Source organism: Acidovorax sp. NPDC077693, assembly GCF_044542805.1.
In the GTDB taxonomy this organism is placed as follows: domain Bacteria; phylum Pseudomonadota; class Gammaproteobacteria; order Burkholderiales; family Burkholderiaceae_C; genus Acidovorax.
Genome location: NZ_JBITVD010000009.1, coordinates 15,861 through 34,677, shown reverse-complemented (window position 1 = coordinate 34,677; position 18,817 = coordinate 15,861). Strand labels below are relative to the sequence as shown.

The 18,817-nt window shown below is 65.6% G+C and carries 15 protein-coding genes; 5 read left to right on the top strand and 10 right to left on the bottom strand.

Features of this window, described 5'->3' with window-relative positions:
* Positions 1 to 52: 52 nt before the first annotated feature.
* Both ACIGHN_RS13890 and ACIGHN_RS13885 read right to left on the bottom strand, forming a co-directional pair.
* Positions 53 to 1,540: a SulP family inorganic anion transporter gene (locus ACIGHN_RS13890; RefSeq protein WP_396504852.1), complete on the bottom strand. Its 1,488-nt coding sequence runs from the start codon at positions 1,538 to 1,540 to the stop codon at positions 53 to 55.
* A gap of 177 nt (positions 1,541 to 1,717) precedes the next feature.
* On the bottom strand, positions 1,718 to 2,584 hold the full coding sequence (locus ACIGHN_RS13885) for a UPF0149 family protein (RefSeq protein WP_396504851.1): 867 nt from the start codon (positions 2,582 to 2,584) through the stop codon (positions 1,718 to 1,720).
* A gap of 237 nt (positions 2,585 to 2,821) precedes the next feature.
* On the opposite strand from ACIGHN_RS13885, the gene ACIGHN_RS13880 reads away from it, so the two are divergent.
* The 3 genes from ACIGHN_RS13880 (at position 2,822) to ACIGHN_RS13870 (ending at position 7,470) form a co-directional block, all read left to right on the top strand.
* The gene (locus tag ACIGHN_RS13880) at positions 2,822 to 4,564 is read left to right on the top strand and encodes an FMN-binding glutamate synthase family protein (protein WP_396504849.1); all 1,743 of its coding nucleotides are present in this window, start codon (positions 2,822 to 2,824) and stop codon (positions 4,562 to 4,564) included.
* Entirely contained in the window at positions 4,561 to 5,391 is an 831-nt protein-coding gene (locus ACIGHN_RS13875; protein WP_396504848.1) for a hypothetical protein, read from the top strand. Before ACIGHN_RS13880 ends, ACIGHN_RS13875 begins: the two co-directional genes overlap by 4 nt.
* Before the next feature lie 342 nt (positions 5,392 to 5,733).
* A complete protein-coding gene (locus ACIGHN_RS13870; RefSeq protein WP_396505016.1) occupies positions 5,734 to 7,470 on the top strand; it encodes an ABC transporter ATP-binding protein/permease in 1,737 nt (578 codons plus the stop codon).
* A 161-nt stretch (positions 7,471 to 7,631) separates the two neighbouring features.
* Here ACIGHN_RS13870 and ACIGHN_RS13865 read toward each other — a convergent pair whose 3' ends face one another.
* Positions 7,632 to 8,114 carry a putative toxin-antitoxin system toxin component, PIN family gene (locus ACIGHN_RS13865; protein WP_056420521.1) on the bottom strand — a complete coding sequence of 161 codons (483 nt, stop codon included), beginning with the start codon at positions 8,112 to 8,114 and terminating at the stop codon, positions 7,632 to 7,634.
* Positions 8,104 to 9,393: a class I SAM-dependent RNA methyltransferase gene (locus ACIGHN_RS13860; RefSeq protein ID WP_396504847.1), complete on the bottom strand. Its 1,290-nt coding sequence runs from the start codon at positions 9,391 to 9,393 to the stop codon at positions 8,104 to 8,106. The genes ACIGHN_RS13865 and ACIGHN_RS13860 overlap by 11 nt, the downstream gene beginning before the upstream one ends.
* Before the next feature lie 816 nt (positions 9,394 to 10,209).
* Here ACIGHN_RS13860 and ACIGHN_RS13855 point away from each other — a divergent pair.
* Positions 10,210 to 12,171: an O-antigen ligase family protein gene (locus ACIGHN_RS13855; protein WP_396504846.1), complete on the top strand. Its 1,962-nt coding sequence runs from the start codon at positions 10,210 to 10,212 to the stop codon at positions 12,169 to 12,171.
* Positions 12,172 to 12,801: 630 nt separating this feature from the next.
* Here ACIGHN_RS13855 and ACIGHN_RS13850 read toward each other — a convergent pair.
* On the bottom strand, positions 12,802 to 13,245 hold the full coding sequence (locus ACIGHN_RS13850; RefSeq protein ID WP_396504844.1) for an acyl-CoA thioesterase: 444 nt from the start codon (positions 13,243 to 13,245) through the stop codon (positions 12,802 to 12,804).
* Positions 13,246 to 13,469: 224 nt separating this feature from the next.
* Here ACIGHN_RS13850 and ACIGHN_RS13845 point away from each other — a divergent pair, with 224 nt between their 5' ends.
* Positions 13,470 to 13,985 carry a glutaredoxin domain-containing protein gene (locus tag ACIGHN_RS13845; protein WP_396504843.1) on the top strand — a complete coding sequence of 172 codons (516 nt, stop codon included), beginning with the start codon at positions 13,470 to 13,472 and terminating at the stop codon, positions 13,983 to 13,985.
* A gap of 108 nt (positions 13,986 to 14,093) precedes the next feature.
* Here ACIGHN_RS13845 and ACIGHN_RS13840 read toward each other — a convergent pair whose 3' ends face one another.
* The 5 genes from ACIGHN_RS13840 to ACIGHN_RS13820 all read right to left on the bottom strand — a co-directional run bounded on the left by ACIGHN_RS13840 (position 14,094) and on the right by ACIGHN_RS13820 (position 18,815).
* Entirely contained in the window at positions 14,094 to 15,704 is a 1,611-nt protein-coding gene (locus ACIGHN_RS13840; protein ID WP_396504842.1) for an RNA polymerase factor sigma-54, read from the bottom strand.
* 99 nt (positions 15,705 to 15,803) lie between these two features.
* Complete coding sequence (gene lptB / locus ACIGHN_RS13835; RefSeq protein ID WP_396504840.1) at positions 15,804 to 16,598, bottom strand: LPS export ABC transporter ATP-binding protein; 795 nt, start codon at positions 16,596 to 16,598, stop codon at positions 15,804 to 15,806.
* The gene (gene lptA / locus ACIGHN_RS13830) at positions 16,595 to 17,245 is read right to left on the bottom strand and encodes a lipopolysaccharide transport periplasmic protein LptA (RefSeq protein ID WP_396504837.1); all 651 of its coding nucleotides are present in this window, start codon (positions 17,243 to 17,245) and stop codon (positions 16,595 to 16,597) included. Before lptA ends, lptB begins: the two co-directional genes overlap by 4 nt.
* 185 nt (positions 17,246 to 17,430) lie before the next feature.
* Positions 17,431 to 18,078, bottom strand: a complete 648-nt coding sequence (locus ACIGHN_RS13825; RefSeq protein WP_056420537.1) for a thiol:disulfide interchange protein DsbA/DsbL — start codon at positions 18,076 to 18,078, stop codon at positions 17,431 to 17,433.
* Positions 18,079 to 18,164: 86 nt separating this feature from the next.
* Positions 18,165 to 18,815 carry an SPOR domain-containing protein gene (locus tag ACIGHN_RS13820; protein ID WP_056420539.1) on the bottom strand — a complete coding sequence of 217 codons (651 nt, stop codon included), beginning with the start codon at positions 18,813 to 18,815 and terminating at the stop codon, positions 18,165 to 18,167.
* Between the last annotated feature and the right edge of the window lie 2 nt (positions 18,816 to 18,817).

Here is an 18,817-nt window from a genome sequence, read left to right as displayed (position 1 = left end):
GGCCCGCGGTGCAGCCCCGGGGTGCAGCCCGATCAGCGCCTGTGCAACCCCATCAGCCCTTGTCGGCTGCCATGCGGTCGATCAGCACGCCGCTGGCTTCATTCAGCCCCAGCACCTGCACCGTGCAGCCGTGGTGGCGCAGGCGCTCTGCCACCTTGTCGAGCGCGGCCACGGCGGTGATGTCCCAGAAGTGGGCGTGCGTGACGTCGATGACCACCGCGCGGCCCTCGGCGCCCAGCACGTCGAACGCCTCGATGAACGCGTCGGCCGAGGCAAAGAACACCTGGCCCGTCACCCGCCAGGTGCGCACGCCGGTGGCATCGTCGTCGTGCACCTGCACCGCCAGCATGCGCGACACCTTGAACGCAAAGAACACGCCGCTGAGCAGCACGCCCACGGCCACGCCCGCCGCCAGGTTGTGCGTGGCGATGGTGACCACCACCGTGGCCAGCATCACCGCACTGGACAGGCGCGGGTGGCGCACCAGCGCAGTGAGCGACCTCCAGTCGAAGGTGGAGGCCGACACCATCACCATGATGGCCACGAGCGCGATCACCGGCACCCGGGAGACCCAGTCTTTCAGCGCCACCATGAGGATGAGCAGGAACACGCCGGCGAACAACGTGGACAGCCGGCCGCGCCCGCCGTATTTCACGTTGCCCACGGCCTGGCCGATCATTCCGCAGCCCGCGATGCCGCCGAACAGGCTGGCCGCGATGTTGGCCACACCCAGGCCCGCGCACTCGCGGTTCTTGTCGCTCGGGGTGTCGGTCATTTCATCGACCACGGCGGCGGTGAGCACCGATTCGAGCAGGCCCACCATGGCAATCGCCAGGGCCGGCAGCAGGATGATGCGCAGCGTATCGAGCGACAGCGGCACGCCGGGCCAGCCGAACACGGGCAGCGAGTCCGGCAGCTTGCCCAGGTCCGCCACCGTGGGCAGATGCACGCCCAGGCTTTGCGCCAGCAGGGTCAGCGCCACCACGCAGATCAGCGGCGAAGGCACGGCGCTGAGCGCCGGCAGCCGCAGTACGCCGCCCAGCCACGGCAGGCCGTAGATGATAGCCAGCCCCAGTGCCAGCATGGCCCAGGTGGCCACGCCCTGGCCCTGCAGGTGCGGCAGCTGCGCGGCAAAGATCAGCACCGCCAACGCGTTGACGAAGCCGGTGCGCACCGAGCTGGAGACGAACCGCATCAGCACGCCGAGCTTGAGCAGGCCGAACACCAACTGCACCAGCCCCGCCAGCAAGCCCGCCGCCAGCAAATAGCCGAGCCCGTGCGACTGCACCAGCGGCGCCGCCACCAGCGCCACCGAGCCCGCCGCGGCCGACACCATGGCCGGCCGGCCGCCCACGAAGGCGATGACCACACTGATGACGAACGAGGCGAACAGCCCCACCGACGGATCGACGCCCGCCACGAACGAGAACGCGATGACCTCGGGGATGAGCGCAAACGTGGCGACAGCGCCAGCCAGCAGCTCGCGCGGAATGCTGGGCGCCCATTCGGCGCGCAGGCGGGTGAGATAAGCGGGTGTCATACAGCGCAAAACACAGCGCGCCCTGAAGGGGCGCGCGACATGGATTTCAAACAAAAATGGCTGCTACCGCTCTTGTGGCAAGCGGCAGCAGCTATCAAATAAATAGCAACAGGTCTATCCGGCACGACAAGGGTTTGGCAGGGCTGATCACGCTCCGCCAAGCCCCATCACGCGCCATCACGCCCCGTGGCACTTCTTGTACTTCTTGCCGCTGCCGCAAAAGCAGGGGTCGTTGCGGCCGGGCTCGGGGGCCTTGCGCAGGGTCTCGACGCGTGGGCCCATGCTCTTCCAGATCTGGCGCAGGTCGTACACGGCCCAGATGGCTTCGCCGAAGGCCTCCACGCGCGCCTGGCTGGTGCTGGGCGGGCCGTCTTCGCTGTACATGCAGACTTCGGGCTTGCCGGTGTCGTCTTCGGTCAGGGTCACGATGCTGCCGAGCGCATCGTCCAGCCAGCGGGCGGCTTCCTTGTCGCGCGGGGCGGCCCAGTCCTCGGGCCAGTTCTCCACGGCGAACATGAAACCCAGCGCCCAGACCTGGCCGAAGGACGGCACTTCCTGGTCGTCGTCCATCTCGGCGCGCTGCTCGTCGGTCAGGCTGGCGACGGCGCCGCGCATGTCCATGGCTTCGGGCTGGAAGGTGCGCTCGTCGTCCAGAGTCTCGACCTTGGCGTCGAGCTGGGCCTCCACCTCGGTCCAGCGGCGGTTCCACAGCTCCAGAAAACGCGCCTGCTGTGCGGCGTCGGCAAAGGCGGACAGCAGCGGCAGGGGCTCACCGTCTGCAACATCGAGCTCGGCACCGTCGCCCAGCAGCATGGGCAGGTACTCGGCCGGGGCGATGGGGCGGCGGCTGCAGATCACGGCGGTCAGGAAGCCGTCGCAGAACTCCCACTGGGGGATTTCCTCGCCGCGCGAGCGCAGGTCGTCGAGGATGTTGTCGATCTCTTCAAGCTCATCCGGGCCGAGGCCTTCGGGGAAGCCGGCAGGCAGCGCGCCCAGGTCGGCGTCGGTTGTGGCTGGGGTGAAGGGGGTGGCAGGCTGGGTCATGGGGGCTCCGTTCGTCGGTGCGGGTCGGTATTCAGGGGGCAGGGTGCGGTAGGCCAGTGGGCAGCCAAGGCGGCGCCGAAAGCTCCTGGACGCAATTTTTTACTTCTATGATGCGCGTGCGGCAAGCGCGTCGGGCGCTCCAGGGCCGGCGCCCGCAGGCTGGCGGCGCCGTGCGCCACGGTGCAAAAAGGCGGCCAGTGTAGCCCGCTGCCGCTTTCCGCAGAACCAGGACACCCCATGATCCACCAGCTCAACTCCCTGTACCCGGTGCGCTACACCGCGTTTGTGCTCAGCATTTTTGCGCTGCTGCTGTCGCTGTTCGCCTTCGTGGCATTCGGCGTGGCGCTGCCGGTGGTGCTGGTGTGCGCCGCGCTGGTGGCGCTGGGCGTGTACGACCTGCAGCAGACGCGCCATGCCATCTTGCGCAACTACCCGGTCATCGGGCACCTGCGCTTCATGCTGGAGTACATCCGGCCGGAGGTGCGCCAGTATTTCATCGAGAGCGACAGCGAGGCCGCGCCGTTCTCGCGCGCGCAGCGGTCGCTGGTGTACCAACGGGCCAAGGGCGACCCGGACAACCGCCCTTTCGGCACGCACCTGGATGTGGGGGCGCAGGGCTATGAATGGGTGAACCACTCGCTTGTGCCCACCGAGCTTCCGTCGCACGACTTTCGCGTGTGGATCGGCGGCAGCCCGGACAAGCCCTCGCAGTCCGTCTCGCCCTGCACGCAGCCCTACCACGCGAGCATCTTCAACATCTCGGCCATGAGCTTTGGCGCGCTGTCGGCCAACGCCGTCCTGGCGCTGAACCAGGGCGCACGCAAAGGCGGCTTTGCGCACGACACGGGCGAGGGCAGCATCAGCCAGCACCACCGGGTGCATGGCGGCGATTTGATCTGGGAGATCGGCTCGGGCTACTTCGGCTGCCGCAATGGCGACGGTACCTTCAGCGAAGAGCGCTTCACGGCCAATGCCACCGACCCGCAGGTCAAGATGATCGAGCTCAAGCTGAGCCAGGGTGCCAAGCCGGGCCACGGCGGCGTGCTGCCCGGCGCCAAGGTCACGGCCGAGATCGCCGCGGCGCGCGGCGTGATGGTGGGCGAGGCCTGCATCTCGCCGGCCAGCCACAGTGCGTTCAGCAACCCGGTGGAGATGATGCAGTTCATCGCCAGGCTGCGCACGCTGTCGGGCGGCAAGCCCACCGGCTTCAAGTTCTGCCTGGGCCATCCATGGGAGTGGTTCGCCATCGTCAAGGCCATGCTGGTGACCGGCATCACGCCCGACTTCATCGTGGTCGATGGGGCCGAGGGCGGCACGGGCGCGGCGCCGGTGGAGTTCAGCGACCACGTGGGCGCGCCGCTGCAGGAAGGCCTGCTGCTGGTGCACAACACGTTGGTGGGCGTGAACCTGCGCGACCGCGTGCAGATCGGCTGCGCGGGCAAAGTGATCAGCGCCTTCGACATCGCCCGCATGATGGCGCTGGGCGCCGACTGGTGCAACGCGGGGCGCGGCTTCATGATGGCGCTGGGCTGCATCCAGGCGCAGACCTGCCACACCGGCCACTGCCCCACCGGCGTGACCACGCAGGACCCGCTGCGCCAGCAGGCGCTGGTGGTGCCCGACAAGGCCACGCGCGTGGCGCAGTTCCACCACAGCACGCTGCATGCGCTGCAAGAGCTGGTGCAGGCCGCTGGCTTGCGCCACCCCAAGGACATCACCGCGCACCACATCGTGCGGCGCATCAGCGACACCGAGGTGCGCCTGCTGTCCAACCTCATCACGCGCGTGCAGCCCGGCGCGCTGCTCGGCCCGCTGGAGGCGCAGCACAACGTGTTCCGGCTGTACTGGCCGCTGGCCAATGCCCACAGCTTCGCAGCGCGCGAGCCGGAGCTGGAGCCGTCGGTGCCGCACCATGTGGAGGTCGCACAGGCGGCAGTGGCCGTGACGCAGGCGGTGGCCGCCGCCGACGTGGCGGCATGACGGGCGAGCGACTGGCGGGCACGGCTGTGCCCCACCCCACCGACTACAGCGCCTTTCTGCGGCAGCAGTTGGCAGCGCAGCCCCACAACGTGATGGGCCATGTGCTGAGCGGCGAGCAGATCTGGATCAAGCGCGCGGGCGCGCCCCACGGCCAGGGCCGCTACCGCGCCATGGCCCTGCTGGCGGGCCTGCTGCGCCTGCCGGTGCTGCGCCCCGTGCCCAACCCGGGCGGGCCCGCCGCGATTGCGACCGAGGTACGGCGCCTGACCGACCTGGCCGCGCGCGGCATCCGCGTGCCGGCGGTACTGGCCGCGCAGACCGAGGGATTCGCCATGCGCCACCTGGGCCGCGTGGGCGAGGAAACGCATTCGCTGGGCAACGAGATCGACGGCGCGGTGCGCGCAGGCGACGCCACCGCGGTGCTGGCGCTGTGGCAGCAGGGCCTCAACACCCTGGCCCACGTGCACCGCCAGGGCACCTGCCTGAGCCAGGCGTTCGCGCGCAACCTGGTGCGCTGCCCGGACGGCGAGGTGGCCTGCATCGATTTCGAGGACGACCCCGCCGCCGTGCTGCCGCTGGCCGTGTGCCATGCCCGCGACGCGCTGTGCTACGCCCACTCCACGGCGATCTACCTGCCCGCCAGCGGCACCCTGCACGAGGCCCGCGCCCGCTGGGCGGCGTGGGTGGCGCAGGGCACCCCGGATATGCAGGCCGTGCTGGCCACCAGCATCGGCCGCATGCGCTGGATGCGCCACCTGCCCACCAGCCGCCGCCTGGGCCGCGACCTGCAGCGCGTGCGGGCCGCGTACGACCTGCTGGTGCCGTAGGCGGCACGGTGGCAAGGCCCTCCCCTGGGCATGCCGCGGCGATTTGAGGGGAATCGGCGTAAAGCCCCCAACCACGCGGGTTGCGCGGCCATCGGCAGGTCGCGCAACCCGCCGTAATGTCCGGTAGGCATTGGCTGACAGGACCACGGGGGCCCGGGACCTATCGTGCAGGCAGGTGTTTTGCACCACGACCCTCAGCTTCCCTGCCTCATGCCACATCCTGCTTCCGCCGCTGCCCTGCCTGACCCGACCGCCGTCTCTTCAGCCAAGCCCCCGCCTGCCAAGAAAAAGCCCCGCCGCCGTCGTCCGCCCACGCTGTCCTGGTCGGCCTGGAAGCAGTTCATGAGCGTGGCCCGTCCCTACTGGACGGGCGACAAGAAACGCACCGCCTGGGGCTTGCTCGCGCTGCTCATCGGCCTGATGGTGCTGGAGACCCAGTTGGCAGTGATGCTGATCGACAAGAGCGGCGAGCTGACATCGGCCCTGGCCGCCAAGCAGGCCGACCGGTTCTGGGCTGCGGTGCGCGGCAGCCTGCTGGTGCTGGCATTCGCCGTGCCGGTGTACGCGTTCTACTACTTCATGCGCGATGCGTTCTCCAACCACTGGCGCCGCTGGCTCACGCACCGCTTTCTCGACGGTTATCTGGGCGACCGCAAGTACTACGAGATCGGCACCGGCAACGAGATCGACAACCCCGACCAGCGCATCAGCGAAGACATCAACACCTTCACCGGGCGCTCCACGCACTTTCTGCTGATCTTTCTCGGGTCGCTGATGCAACTGGTGGCGTTCAGCGCGGTGCTGTGGTCCATCTCGCACACGCTGGTGGCATTTCTGGCCGCGTATGCGCTGCTGGGCACGTTCGGCGCGCTGTACTTCTTCGGTGCGCCGCTCATCCGGCTCAACTTCTGGCAGATCCGGCGCGAGGCGGACTTCCGCTTCGGCCTCATGCGCCTGCGCGAGAACGCCGAGTCCATCGCGTTCTACCGCGGCGAGCCGCAGGAACGCGCCCAGCTCAACCGCCGGTTCGAAGCGGCGTTCAACAACTTCAGCCGCCTCATCAAGAAGCAGCGCTCGCTCAACCTGTACCAGCGCGCGTTCAGCCAGCTCACGCTGGTGCTGCCGGCCATCATCCTGGCCAACGGCGTGCTGTCGGGTGAGATGGAGGTGGGCCGCGCCATCCAGGCGGCCGGCGCGTTTGCGGCCGTGCTGGCCGCGGTGTCGCTGATCGTGGACAACTTCGAGAGCCTGAGCCGTTTCGTGGCCGGCATCGACCGCCTGCACGTGCTGTCGCAGGTGGCACTGAAAACGCCCGCCGCGCCCACGCCGTGGGCAGAAAAGCCCATTGCGCCCCCCGCCGTGCCGCCCGCCGAAGCGCAGCAGGTGCCCGCGGAAGACGTCACGTCGCAGATCGAGCTGCGCAGCGGCGACGCGCTGTCCATCGAAGGCCTCACGCTGCACACGCCCCAGTTCGGCAGGCTGCTGGTGCAGGACCTGTGCGTGGCGCTGAACCCGGGCGACGCCCTGCTGATCACCGGCCCGAGCGGCTGCGGCAAGAGCTCGCTGCTGCGCGCCGTGGCCGGGCTGTGGCGCTCTGGCAGCGGCACGGTGCAAAGCCCGTCGCTGGACGACATGTTCTTCCTGCCGCAGCGCCCCTACATGCAGCTCGACACGCTGCGCAGCCAGATCATCTACCCCGCGCGCAAGACCGCGCTGAGCGACGCGCAGCTGCTGGAGCTGCTGCAGGCGGTGCACCTCGAATCGCTGGCAGAGCGCGTGGGTGGACTGGACGCCTCGCACGACTGGGAGAAGCTGCTGTCCACCGGCGAGCAGCAGCGCCTGGCGTTTGCCCGCGTGCTGGCCAAGCAGCCGCGCATCGTGATCCTGGACGAGGCCACGAGCGCGCTGGACAGCGCCAACGAAGCGGCGCTGTACGAACGCCTGCGCGAGAGCGGCACCACGCTGGTCAGCATCGCCCACCGGCCTGCGGTGCTCAAGCACCACACCCATGTGCTGGAGCTCAAGGGCGACGGCGCCTGGCAGCTGCACGCGGCCGGCGACTTCCGGTTCGCGGCGTAAGCCAAGGAAGCCGCAGCGCCGCCTTCAGCCTTCAAACGGGTGTGCGTTCCATCATTCCATACCGCTCGGGGAAGCCCTGCCGCCCATGTGGCGGGCCGTCCTGGGCCCGTCCAGGGGCTCGACGGGCACAGTTCTTTGGATTTCTGAAGATTAAGGGAGTATCAGGCGGTAGCCACCTCGGGCTGCGTCAGCACCAGGGCGGTCGCCACATGCGCACCCAGGGTCAGCAGGCGCTTTCGCATGCAGATCACGGCCTTGTCCTTGCTCAGCAGGATGGCGCGGTGCGCGGCGGCCAGGTCGATGAACTTCTGGTCGTCCGTGTCCTTGCACACGTACTGCACGGGCGCGGCGATGTCCACCAGCCGCGCCTGGGCGTCGAAGGCGGCCAGCACCTGCGCGGCATCCACCTGGTAGTAGTCCATGCGCGAGACGATGTGCGGATAGGCCAGCACACGCTCGAGCTCATCGCGCATGACCTGGGTGGCGATCCAGTCCAGGCGCCGCTTTGCCAGCAGCGCCCGCAGCGGCACGGTGGCGGGGTCCGAGAAGATCAGCAGGTCGAGCGCGACGTTGGTGTCCACCACCACGGGGCGTGCGGGCTCTTGCGGCGCTGCCTCGGCGGGCAGGTGCAGCTCAACCCGCATCGCGGGGCCGGGTGTCGGCGGCCTTGGCGGGGCGCTCGCGCACCGCGCCCTTGATCATGTCGAAGCGGAACATGCGGCACTCGATGGGGCCGTTCCACATGGGCACGCGGCGCGACTCCTTCAGACGCATCTTGCCGGGCAGCTTGAGGTCGGGCGTGAGCATCCAGGCCGTCCAGCCGCTGTAGTTCTTCTTCCAGTGCGTGGCCAGCTGGCTGAAGAACTCGCCACCGTCCTCGGTGTGCGCCTCTTCCCGGCCCACGGCCATGCCCTGGGCGCGGTCGGCCGCACGCTCGCCCGCGTTGCGGCCCGCGGCACCGGCGGCGGCAATCCGCTCGCCGTAGGGCGGGTTCAGCAGCATCACGCCCGGCTGTTCGCTGGGCGGCATGCGCTGCAGGGCGTCGCCGCCGCGCAGCTGCACCGCGTCGGCCACCCCGGCGCGCTCGGCGTTGCGCACCGCGAAGTCGACCATCCGGAAGGCGACATCACTGCCAAAAATCGGCACAGCGCTCGCCTGGATTGCGCTTTCAGCTTCTGATTTGATAGCAGACCACACATGTCCCTGGAACGGCAGCAGTTTTTCGAACGCAAAGCGCCGCACCATGCCGGCCGGGATGCGGCAGGCGATCTGCGCGGCCTCGATGGCGATGGTGCCGCTGCCGCAGCAGGGGTCGTACAGCGGCACGGGGTTGTCGCCCAGGGGGTCCCAGCCGCTGGCGGCGATCATGGCGGCGGCCAGCGTCTCCTTGAGCGGGGCATCGCCCTTGTCCTCGCGCCAGCCGCGCTTGAACAGCGGCTCGCCAGAGGTGTCGATGTAGATCGTGGCATCGTCGGTGGTCAGGTGCAGGTGGATGCGCACGTCGGGCCACTGGGTGTTCACATCGGGCCGCACGCCGCTCTTGGCGCGAAAGCGATCGGCCACCGCGTCCTTGACCTTCAGGCCCGCGAAGTTCAGGCTCTGCAGCGGGCTGTGCTGGGCCGTGACCTCGACCTTGAAGGTCTGGCGCGTGGTGAACCAGATCTCCCAGGCGACGTCGCTCGCGGCGGCGTACAGGTCATTCTCGGACCGGTAGGGGCGGTGGGCCAGCTGCACCAGCACGCGCTGCGCCAGCCGGCTGTGCAGGTTCAGCAGCAGCGCCTCGCGCCAGGAGGCGCGCAGCAGCACACCGCCCCGGCCGACCAGCAGATCCTGCCCCGTGAGGCCGGTGATGGCATGCACCTCGTCGGCCAGATAGCCCTCGACGCCCGCGGCGCAAGGAAGAAAGAGTTGGAGTTGGTTCATATCAGCGCAGAGGATAAGCCTTCTGCCCTTAAAGGCGCTATCTGGCGCTCAAAGTAGGTGGGCGGCACTTCCAGCCACCAAAAACACTTCGGCAAGTCACCACATGCTGTGAGATCGCGACTGGCGAGTTCGATAAATGAGCCAAGCCATTGACTTCGATTGTCAGATTCGATTGCACTTCGCGCTCGGTTTCAGCGACCGTAAGTCTCCAGGACGTTGTGTTGTGACATGCAGGCTGTATGTCACCTGAAGGTGGATTTTTGGCGCCTGATGCAGTCCAATCGGGGCAACTCATCTGGTCCCGGTTGCACTCGTGAAAAGAGCTATCAAGTTGTTCATGCGCAGCCTTGGCGGTGCTTCACCGAGCAGATTGGACATTAAAATTCATACAGCTACTGATGAGCGTAATCTGCGCCGACTTAGAAAACCGTAATGCCGCATCCAGAGATGCTTACTCTCATTAGACGCCGCGCCACTTGCAGATTCATCCGTTCACCTGCGCGAACGACGCTTGGGCCGGAATCCAAATTTTGGCCAGCCAAATAATCTTACCTTGCCTATAGTGGGAAAAATACGTTGTTAGACTTGAGCAAACCCGAAGTCACTGACTCCAACACCACAATGGTTCGCGCCTTACTGACGGCAGGGCTGGTGGCAACTGCGCTTATAGCGACGCCTCAACAATCCGTAGGCCCTGACATTTTTAAGAGCGCGACTGGAGCATTAATAATAATATTAGCGTTGGCAATCTGGCTTTGGCCTGGATTGAGCAGGCGCGACATAGTATGGCATCCATTTTTATGCGCACCGATAAGCTTGAGCCTCTACGCTATTCTTTCGACCTTGTGGAGTCCCGCCGGGACGGCACTCGTTGAGGCAGGCAGATGGGCATTAATTACCGCAATTTTGCTATTGGCGCTCAACACAACCCGCCGCAACTACTTCGAAAGTATTGCCCAAGCGATGCACTGGGCATGTGTAGCATTAAGTGTTCTTGCTTTAGCTCAATTCTGGCTTGGCCTCGAATGGTTTCCAGCCAGGGCTGCTCCAGGCTCCACCTTCGGCAATCGCAATTTCTTTGCTGAACTGCTGGCGGCAACTTTTCCTCTATCACTATGGCTGTCATTTCGACGACAGACAATCATATCGAACCTCAGAACAACATTGGGTTTTTCGATAATTATAGTTGCATTAATGAGCACAGGCACCCGTGCGGCACTGATCGCCGCCATCTTTGCCACCATTGCAATGACTGTGCTGCTTGCATATACCAAGCACAAGAGCCTCATGCTCTCCAAGCCGCTTGTTCTTCTCGCCACTATTATATTTATATCGCTAACTGTACTTGGCCTAGGCTCTATCCCGAGCACTAATGACGATATTTTACGCGATGATATAGAAATGAAATCTGGCCGTACCGCCATTGAGCGAACGGCAAAACGACTTGGTAGTCTTGTCCAGGCCGACACCTATGAAGAAGACTCCTCTTTCGGGATTCGCAGGGCCGGATGGTCTGCTGCTTGGCAGATGATTCAAAAGCACCCCATTCAAGGGATTGGCGCTGGGGGATGGAATAACGTTAGTCCACTGTACATGCCTGAGCAGTTGGACACCCAAGCCATATGGATGGCGCACAATGAGCCTTTGCAGCTTGTCGTGGAGTATGGGGTTGTGGGCTGGATGGCTCTGTTGTCGTCGGGTGTGTTATTGACATTTGCATCAGCACGCAACCTATCGCGACTGCGTTCGGAGTCGCGGGTGAAGGCGTTTCAGGCCCTACGACCAATGGTCATAGTTATATCTTTGATAGTGATGGGAGTAACGAGTTTGAGCGGACTGCCACTTCACGCCGCAGCCACTTGTTATTTGCTGGCGATATATTTAGGATTACTGCTTACAAGCTCCTGTAAGACCCGAAAATTTACTCTCCCTCAAATGGGTTCACTAGGCGCGCTGGGGCCCAGACTGGCAGTCTTGTGCCTATTGACCGCAGGCATTGCAATTTCTATTCAGGCCATCCGCTTTGACTACTATGTACGTCAAGGTGTAGGTGCTTTACAAGGCTTGGCGGAATCGCCACAGTTACGTAGCAATCCAAAATTCGCCGAATTACGAGATCATGCGTTTTCAGACATAGACAAAGGTTTAGGCATTTATCCAGAGCACACACTTCTTCTCATGCCAGCCATCGGCTCTATGGTTAAGCTCAATGAGTATGATCAAGCTCTTGTCTATTTGCAAAAGATCCTCGCTCATATCCCACATTTGACAGATGCCCGATGTCAAGAAGTGCAAATGCAGGCCAATTTAAAACGCTTCGATGCGGCTGAGGCAATCCTCAGCCGCATCGAACGCGCGCGTCCTCAAGCGGTGTGCCTACCTATCACCAAGTTCGTTCTTGCTTACAAAAGAGAAGATTTCCTGGAAGCAACCAATCTGGGCAAGGCTCAGATTGAAAAAGTTAAGATCGGCAATCGACCAGACGAAGCCCGCTATTTGGTCGATTACACCTATAGAGCAGCCATTAGAATTTCCGACTGGGATACTGCATTAAAGGCGCTTGCTGTACGGGCAACCTTATGGCCTGAACTGAAAGCAGGCTCTTGGCTTCTTGCCGCACGATTGCAGGCCGGGTTGGCACAGAGCCGTATTTCTCCAGAAGCGATCGACTCGTATAAAAAGGCGCTTTCTGCAAGCACTACATCGGAGCGCCAGCAGATTATTCGCGATCTTCCTCCCACTTATCGGGATGTACTCCAGCCGAACCAAACAAAATAACACCCTCAATTATTAGGAACTTGCTATTTTTGGGTAAAATATTTATAACTGCCGAATGAAGATTACTAGACGGAAATTTCGCAGGTCCTTGGCCGTTGGGCAATGACTCTCCTTGCAGGCAGTAAGCGCATGATGAGGCCCTGCGCATCGGACTGAATGTCTCAAACAACAGAGCTGAAGAGCTTGTCAGCAAACAGGCTCGGCACGCGGGCTCAGCCGGCGAATGCGGTTACCACGACCACCAAGGCGGTCGCTATCGCCGTGAGCCACGACCAGCAATTGACGCCGTCCTAGCCAGTCGTGGCGAGCAAGCCACACGGCGCCTGAGTCTGGCAGCTAGCACCAGGGTGGGCGCAGGATATGCATAGGGGCTATTATGACCGGTTTGACGGCTACAGGGCATGATCGATGACACACATACCCTGTCCGCTTCTCACTGCAAAGCGCGCCCCTTCGCATGGCAAGCCTGCTAATAGGCGAGCGAATCTGCCCAGTCAAGGAAAATTTTCCGCCAAACAAATGCGTGTCAGTCGCCACGGGCAAGGTTGCAGAGCTTCCGCCCGCAACAGGCCCGGTTGTTTTTTCTGGGGCGACGAGCCCTCGCGTATTGCCCAGACAGCGTGCAATAGGTTAACCCTGGTGCAACACACTGCTCCGTAGCAGTTCACGGATCGTAGGCGGCATCGCCGCCGCCTTGCGGTCGCGCTTGCCGATGAAGACGATACCGATCTTGCCGCGGGCCACCTCGCGCCCCGAGGTCTTCTCGGTCATGCGGAACACGAGGTCGAAGCCATAGCGGTTGAAATCCGCCGGCGCCATCTCCACGCACATGGTCTCGCCATGAAAGCCCTCGGACTTGTACTGCGCCACGATGTCGCCCACCACGATGGACAGCCCGCCCACGTCGGCCTCCGGGTAGCCCAGCGACTGGAAGAAACGCACGCGCGCCTCGGACACCAGGCTCAGCAGCTGCGCGTTGTCCAGGTGCCCGCCCTGGTTCACATGGCTGATGTAGATCTGCATCTCGGTGGAAAAACCGAACTGCGCGGGAAGGTCGAAGACGATGCGGGCCATGGCTGGGCGGTGGGGGTGGAGCGGAGTGGAAGCGTGGAACAAGGACAACGGGCGGGCACCCGCGGTGGCGGCGCGCATGCGGTACTGCGCAGGGCCGCTGGGTGCCGGGGATTTTCTGCAGCGACAGGCCCTGCGGCCCACGGCGGGTGGTGCCATGGGGCGGTGCGGCACATCCGGGCAGCTTCTTGCTGACAGCACGCCCGGTGTCTCTTATGCTCGCAGGCATGAGATTTTACCGGAGCCCCTCCCCCGGCCTTTTCCGCCAGGCCGTAGCCGCCACGCTGGCAACGGCCGCGCTGGTGCTGGCACCGATGGCGGGCGCCCAGACGCTCTACAAAACGGTGGGCCCGGACGGCCGGGTCGTCTACAGCGACAAGCCCCCCACGGGCGTGGGTGTGGACAAGGCGATGAAGCTGGACAACCTGCCGGTCAGCGTGGTGCCGGGTGCAGAGCCCCGCGCGGCGGACCGCAGCCCCAAGACCGAGCCCCCCGCCGCAGCACCCCGTGGCGACGTCGTGCTCTACATGGCCACCTGGTGCGGCTACTGCAAGGCCGCCAAGGCGTACCTGGCGCAAAAAGGCATTGCCTACCGCGAGCTGGACGTCGATACGCCGGTGGGCAAGGCGGCCTTTGCACAGATTGGCGGACGGGGTGTGCCGGTATTGCTCACCAACGGCCAGCGGTTGTCAGGCTTCAGCGCACAGTCCTACGACGCCGTTTTCGCGCCCCAGCGCAAGTAGCCTGGCCTCGCACCCCACCGCATAGCAGTTGGCGGGCCGGTGGGTGGGCGGCGATCTTCCGGCGCACGGCCCATCGCAGGTCCTGAAGGCCCTGCAGCGCTGACAGAGCTACAGCGCCTTGCGCAGATTGGCCGGCGCGATCTTGAGCGCTTCGCGGTACTTGGCCACCGTGCGGCGTGCGCACTCGATGCCCTGCTCCTTGAGCATCTCGGCGATCTGGCTGTCCGACAGCGGCTTGGTGGGGCTCTCGGCCGCGACGAACTGCTTGATCAGCGCGCGCACGGCGGTGCTCGACGCATTGCCGCCCGTCTCGGTGCCCAGGCCCGAGCCGAAGAAGTACTTGAGCTCGTAGGTGCCGATGGGCGTGGCCATGTACTTGGCGGTGGTCACGCGGCTGATGGTGGACTCGTGCAGGCCCAGCTCGTCGGCAATGTCGCGCAGCACCAGCGGGCGCATGGCCAGCTCGCCATGCGTGAAGAAGCTCTTTTGCCGCTCCACGATGGCGCGCGAGACGCGCAGGATGGTGTCGAAGCGCTGCTGGATGTTCTTGATGAACCAGCGCGCCTCCTGCAGGCGCTGCTGCATGCCCTGGTGGCCTTCGCCGCCCTTGTGGCCGCGCAGTGCGCCGGCGTAGATGTCGTGCACGCGCAGGCGCGGCATCACGTCGGGGTTGAGCGCGACGATGAAATTGTGCTGCCCGTCGCGCCCGTTGGCGCGGCCCGCTTTGCGCACGATGACGTCGGGCACGATGATGTTGCGCTCCACGTCCACGAACTTGCGGCCCGGGCGCGGCTCCAGCCGGGCGATCAGGGCCATGGCGGCGCGGGTGCGCTCCTCGCCGTCGCCGCACAGCTGCGTCAGGCGGCGGATGTCGCGGCGCGCCAGCATCTCCAGCGGCTGTTGGCACACGCGCAGCGCGGTCTGCACGGTGTCGGGGTCGATCTCGCTGTCTTCGTCCGCGGCCAGGGCCTTGAGCTGCAGGGTCAGGCACTCGCCCAGCCCGCGCGCGCCCACGCCCACGGGCTCCAGGCTTTGCAACAGGCGCTGCGCCACCGTGAAGCGGTGCACCAGCTCTTCGATCTGCTCCAGGTCGTCGGGGCCGGCCAGGCTGATGGCCAGCTCTTCGAGCGGGTCTTCGAGGTAGCCGTCGTCGTTGAGCGACTCGATCAAAAAGCGCAGCGCCGCGCGGTCCACCTCGGACAGGCGCAGCGACAGCGCCTGGCGGTGCAAAAAGGCGGTGAGCGATTCGTGCGTGCGGGCCAGCTCGGTGGCGTCGGCCTCGTCGCCTTCGGCATCGTTGCGGTTGCGGGCGGGCGCATCGCCGCCCCATTCGGTGTCGTTGGGCGCCACCTCGACGGTGCCGTCGCCACTCCAGTCAGGCTCGTCGCTGGCGCTGCTGCCCGGCTCGGAGTCACCCAGCGGGCTGTCGGCCGCGGTGTCGCTCGATGTGCTGGTGGTGCTGGTGCCGGGGGCGTTGGAATACAGCGTGTCGTCCGCGCTGTACTCGTCGGGCTGGGCAGGAACGTCGGCCGCCTCCAGGCCGAACTCTTCGCGCGGAGCTTCTTCGGCGTTGCGCTCGAGAAACGGGTTTTCGTCGAGCATCTGCTCGACCTCCTGACCCAGCTCCAGCGTGGACAACTGCAGCAGCCGGATGGACTGCTGCAGCTGCGGCGTGAGCGCCAGGTGCTGCGAAACGCGCAGTGACAGGCCGGGCTTCATCGGGCAGCCACCTTGCGGCCTGCAGGGCGCGCGGCGCACGCCGCCCCGCGGGGCGGCAAAAAAGAGAGGCGGGGGTCGAACGTACAGTCCATCGGTCTGCTACATGCGGAAGTGTTCGCCCAGGTACACCCGGCGCACTTCGGTGTTGTCGACGATCTCGGAAGGGGTTCCCTGCGCCAGCACCTGGCCGTCGCTGATGATGAACGCGTGGTCGCAGATGCCCAGCGTCTCGCGCACGTTGTGGTCGGTGATGAGCACGCCGATGCCGCGCGCCTTGAGGAAGCCGATGATGCGCTGGATCTCGATCACCGCGATCGGGTCGATGCCGGCGAAGGGCTCATCCAGCAGGATGAAGCGTGGCTGCGTGGCCAGGGCGCGGGCGATCTCCACGCGGCGGCGCTCGCCCCCGGACAGGGCCATGGCGGGCGAGGCCCGCAGGTGGTCCACCCGCAGCTCCTGCAGCAGGGCGGTGAGGCGCTCTTCGATGGCCTCGCGCGGGAGCGGCTGGCCGTTGTCGCCGCGCTGCAGCTCCAGCACGGCGCGCACGTTTTCCTCGACCGACAGCTTGCGGAAGATGGACGCCTCCTGCGGCAGGTACGACAAACCCAGGCGCGACCGGCGGTGGATGGGCATGTGGGCGACCGACTGGCCGTCGATGCGGATGTCGCCCGCATCGCTGCGCACCAGGCCCACGATCATGTAGAACGAGGTGGTCTTGCCCGCTCCGTTGGGGCCGAGCAGCCCGACGACTTCGCCCTTTTGCACGGTGAGCGACACATCCTTGACGACCTTGCGGCTGCCGTACGACTTGGCCAGGTGCTGCACCTCCAGCCGGCTGCCGACCTGTGGGTCTGCAGCAGAGGGTGCGCCGGACGAGACAGGCTGCGCGCTCACTGGGCGCCGCCGCCGAGGGTGTTGCTGGGGCGCAGCGCCGGGGCCGACGACGGCGCGGCAGGTGCTGCGGCGCCCGGTGGCGGGTCCTTGGGCGCCAGCACTGCGCGCACGCGGCTGCCAGGGGCCGGGGTGTCGCCTGCGGTGGTGGTGGACGGCTTGCGCTGGCCGTCCACGGTGAACACGTCGGTCAGGTTGTTGTAGACGATGACGGCGCCGGTGATCTCGTCGCTCAGCACCGCACCGCGGTAGCGGCGCAGCTCGGCTCGGGTGATGAAGCGCACGTTGTCGGCCTTGCCGTCGTACTCGATGACTTCGCTCTCGCCCTCGATGAATTCGTCGGGCGCACCGGGCACGGTGTCGCGCTTTTGGCGAAAGAACGCGCGCTTGCCCGCCTCGGCCGTCACCACCCCGTACTGGTAGCCCTCGGCGTCCTGGCGCACATCCAGCCGCGCACCGCGCAGGATGATGGACCCCTTGGTCATGACCACGCGGCCGGTGAACACGCTGGTTTGCTTGAGCTCATCGTGCCGCAGGGCGTCGGCCTCGATGTTCATGGGTTTGGCGCGGTCAGCCTTTTCAGCATGGGCAACGCCATGAATGCAGGCCAGGGCCGTGAGCAGGAGGGTTGGGAGGATGCTGTGTTTCATAGGGCACGAATCTTGCAGTTCATTGTAGCCACCCCACGGCCTGCGCCATGGAAAAACACCCACACGCTTGCACGCGCGTGGGGTCTCTGGCCCCAAGGAGTCGCTTCCTCGGCGCGGGACGGCAATGAAAAAAGCCCGCATCCGCGGGCTTTTTCGTGGGGCATGCCGGGCCAGGCGGCTCGGGCTTACTTCTGCTTGGTGAGGAACTCCACCACTTGCAGCACGTTCTGCATGTTGCCGGCCATGGTGCCGTCGGTGTAGTACTTGCCGGCCACGCCCATCGAGGGCACGCCTTCGACGCCGTAGGCGTCCTGCAGCTGCGATGCGCGGCGCACCTGGTTCGACACGGTGAAGGAGCTGTAGATTTCCTTGAACTTGGCGGCGTCCACGCCCTGCTGGGTCACCCAGGCCAGGATTTCGTCGTCCTTGGCGAGCTTGGCTTTCTCCACATGGATGGCGCGGAACACCTTGGCGTGCAGGGCTTCGAGCTTGCCCATGCCTTCCAGCGCGTAGAACAGCTTTTGCTGCGGCACGAAGCTGGCGTTGAACGCCACGGGCACGCGGCGGATGGACAAATCCTTGGGCGCGGCCTTGACCCAGGCATCGAGCGTGGGTTCGAACGCGTTGCAGTGGGGGCAGCTGTACCAGAAGAACTCGATCACATCGACCTTGCCGGCGGGCGCGTCGGGCGTCACGGGCTTGTCCAGCCGCTTGTAGTCCTTGCCCTCCTTGAACTGGCGGGCCTGGGCCAGCGCGGGCGTGGCGACGGGCAGCGTCAGGGCGGTGGCGGCGACTGCCGAAGCAGTGGACAAAGAAAACTCACGGCGTTTCATGACAAAGACTCTCCTAGTTCAGATCTGGGGGATGGGAGCCGCGCCCCCGGAAAAAGTTCAGCCCGCGCAGTCCGCAGGCCCGCCGTTCAGCGCTGCACGCGCACCAGGGCCGACTCCACGCCCGTGCCGTCCAGCTTTTCCTTGAGCTGCTCGGCGTCGTCGCGCTTGGCAAACGGACCCACGCGCACCCGGAAGACCGGCCGGCCGTTCTGCTCGCGTTCGCTCACGCGGGCTTCCCAGCCCAGCATGGCCAGCTTGGCGCGCTGGGCGTCCGCGTCGGCCTGGGTGCGGAAGGCACCGGCCTGCACGAAGTAGTCGAACGGGTCCACATTGCCCTTGGCCGCAGCCTTGGCCACGGCCAGGTCGCCCAGCGGGTCGGCGCCGGGCTTGCTCTCGGCCTTGGCGGCCTCGGGCTTGCTGGCGGCCGGCTTGGGTGCGGAGGCCGCAGCCCGCACATCCGGCGCAGGCGCCGCGGCGGCGGGCGCCGACGCGGGGGCAGAAGCCGCGGCCACCGGGGGGCGGGCCGGGTTCTTGCCGTACAGCGGCGAGTTCGGGTCCCAGTTCTTGTTCTTTTGCGACTCGGCCGCGTCCAGGTCGACACCGCGGCCATTGCTCTTGTTCAGGAAGGGTACCGGCACCTTGGTCACGAACACGGCCACCGCCAATGCGGCGCCCAGGCCCACGATGACCCCCACGATGAAGCCGATGATCGTCCCGCCCGTCTGTTGTTTCTTCATAG

Bases quoted from the DNA above. Each gene is read 5' to 3' on its own strand.
- ACIGHN_RS13880 (WP_396504849.1), top strand. From the start codon at position 2,822: ATGATCCACCAGCTCAACTCCCTGTACCCGGTGCGCTACACCGCGTTT.
- ACIGHN_RS13860 (WP_396504847.1), bottom strand. From the start codon at position 9,393: ATGAACCAACTCCAACTCTTTCTTCCTTGCGCCGCGGGCGTCGAGGGC.
- ACIGHN_RS13850 (WP_396504844.1), bottom strand. From the start codon at position 13,245: ATGGCCCGCATCGTCTTCGACCTTCCCGCGCAGTTCGGTTTTTCCACC.
- ACIGHN_RS13870 (WP_396505016.1), top strand. From the start codon at position 5,734: ATGAGCGTGGCCCGTCCCTACTGGACGGGCGACAAGAAACGCACCGCC.
- ACIGHN_RS13865 (WP_056420521.1), bottom strand. From the start codon at position 8,114: ATGCGGGTTGAGCTGCACCTGCCCGCCGAGGCAGCGCCGCAAGAGCCC.
- ACIGHN_RS13840 (WP_396504842.1), bottom strand. From the start codon at position 15,704: ATGAAGCCCGGCCTGTCACTGCGCGTTTCGCAGCACCTGGCGCTCACG.
- ACIGHN_RS13890 (WP_396504852.1), bottom strand. From the start codon at position 1,540: ATGACACCCGCTTATCTCACCCGCCTGCGCGCCGAATGGGCGCCCAGC.
- ACIGHN_RS13825 (WP_056420537.1), bottom strand. From the start codon at position 18,078: ATGAAACGCCGTGAGTTTTCTTTGTCCACTGCTTCGGCAGTCGCCGCC.
- ACIGHN_RS13845 (WP_396504843.1), top strand. From the start codon at position 13,470: ATGAGATTTTACCGGAGCCCCTCCCCCGGCCTTTTCCGCCAGGCCGTA.
- lptA (WP_396504837.1), bottom strand. From the start codon at position 17,245: ATGAAACACAGCATCCTCCCAACCCTCCTGCTCACGGCCCTGGCCTGC.
- ACIGHN_RS13885 (WP_396504851.1), bottom strand. From the start codon at position 2,584: ATGACCCAGCCTGCCACCCCCTTCACCCCAGCCACAACCGACGCCGAC.
- ACIGHN_RS13875 (WP_396504848.1), top strand. From the start codon at position 4,561: ATGACGGGCGAGCGACTGGCGGGCACGGCTGTGCCCCACCCCACCGAC.
- ACIGHN_RS13820 (WP_056420539.1), bottom strand. From the start codon at position 18,815: ATGAAGAAACAACAGACGGGCGGGACGATCATCGGCTTCATCGTGGGG.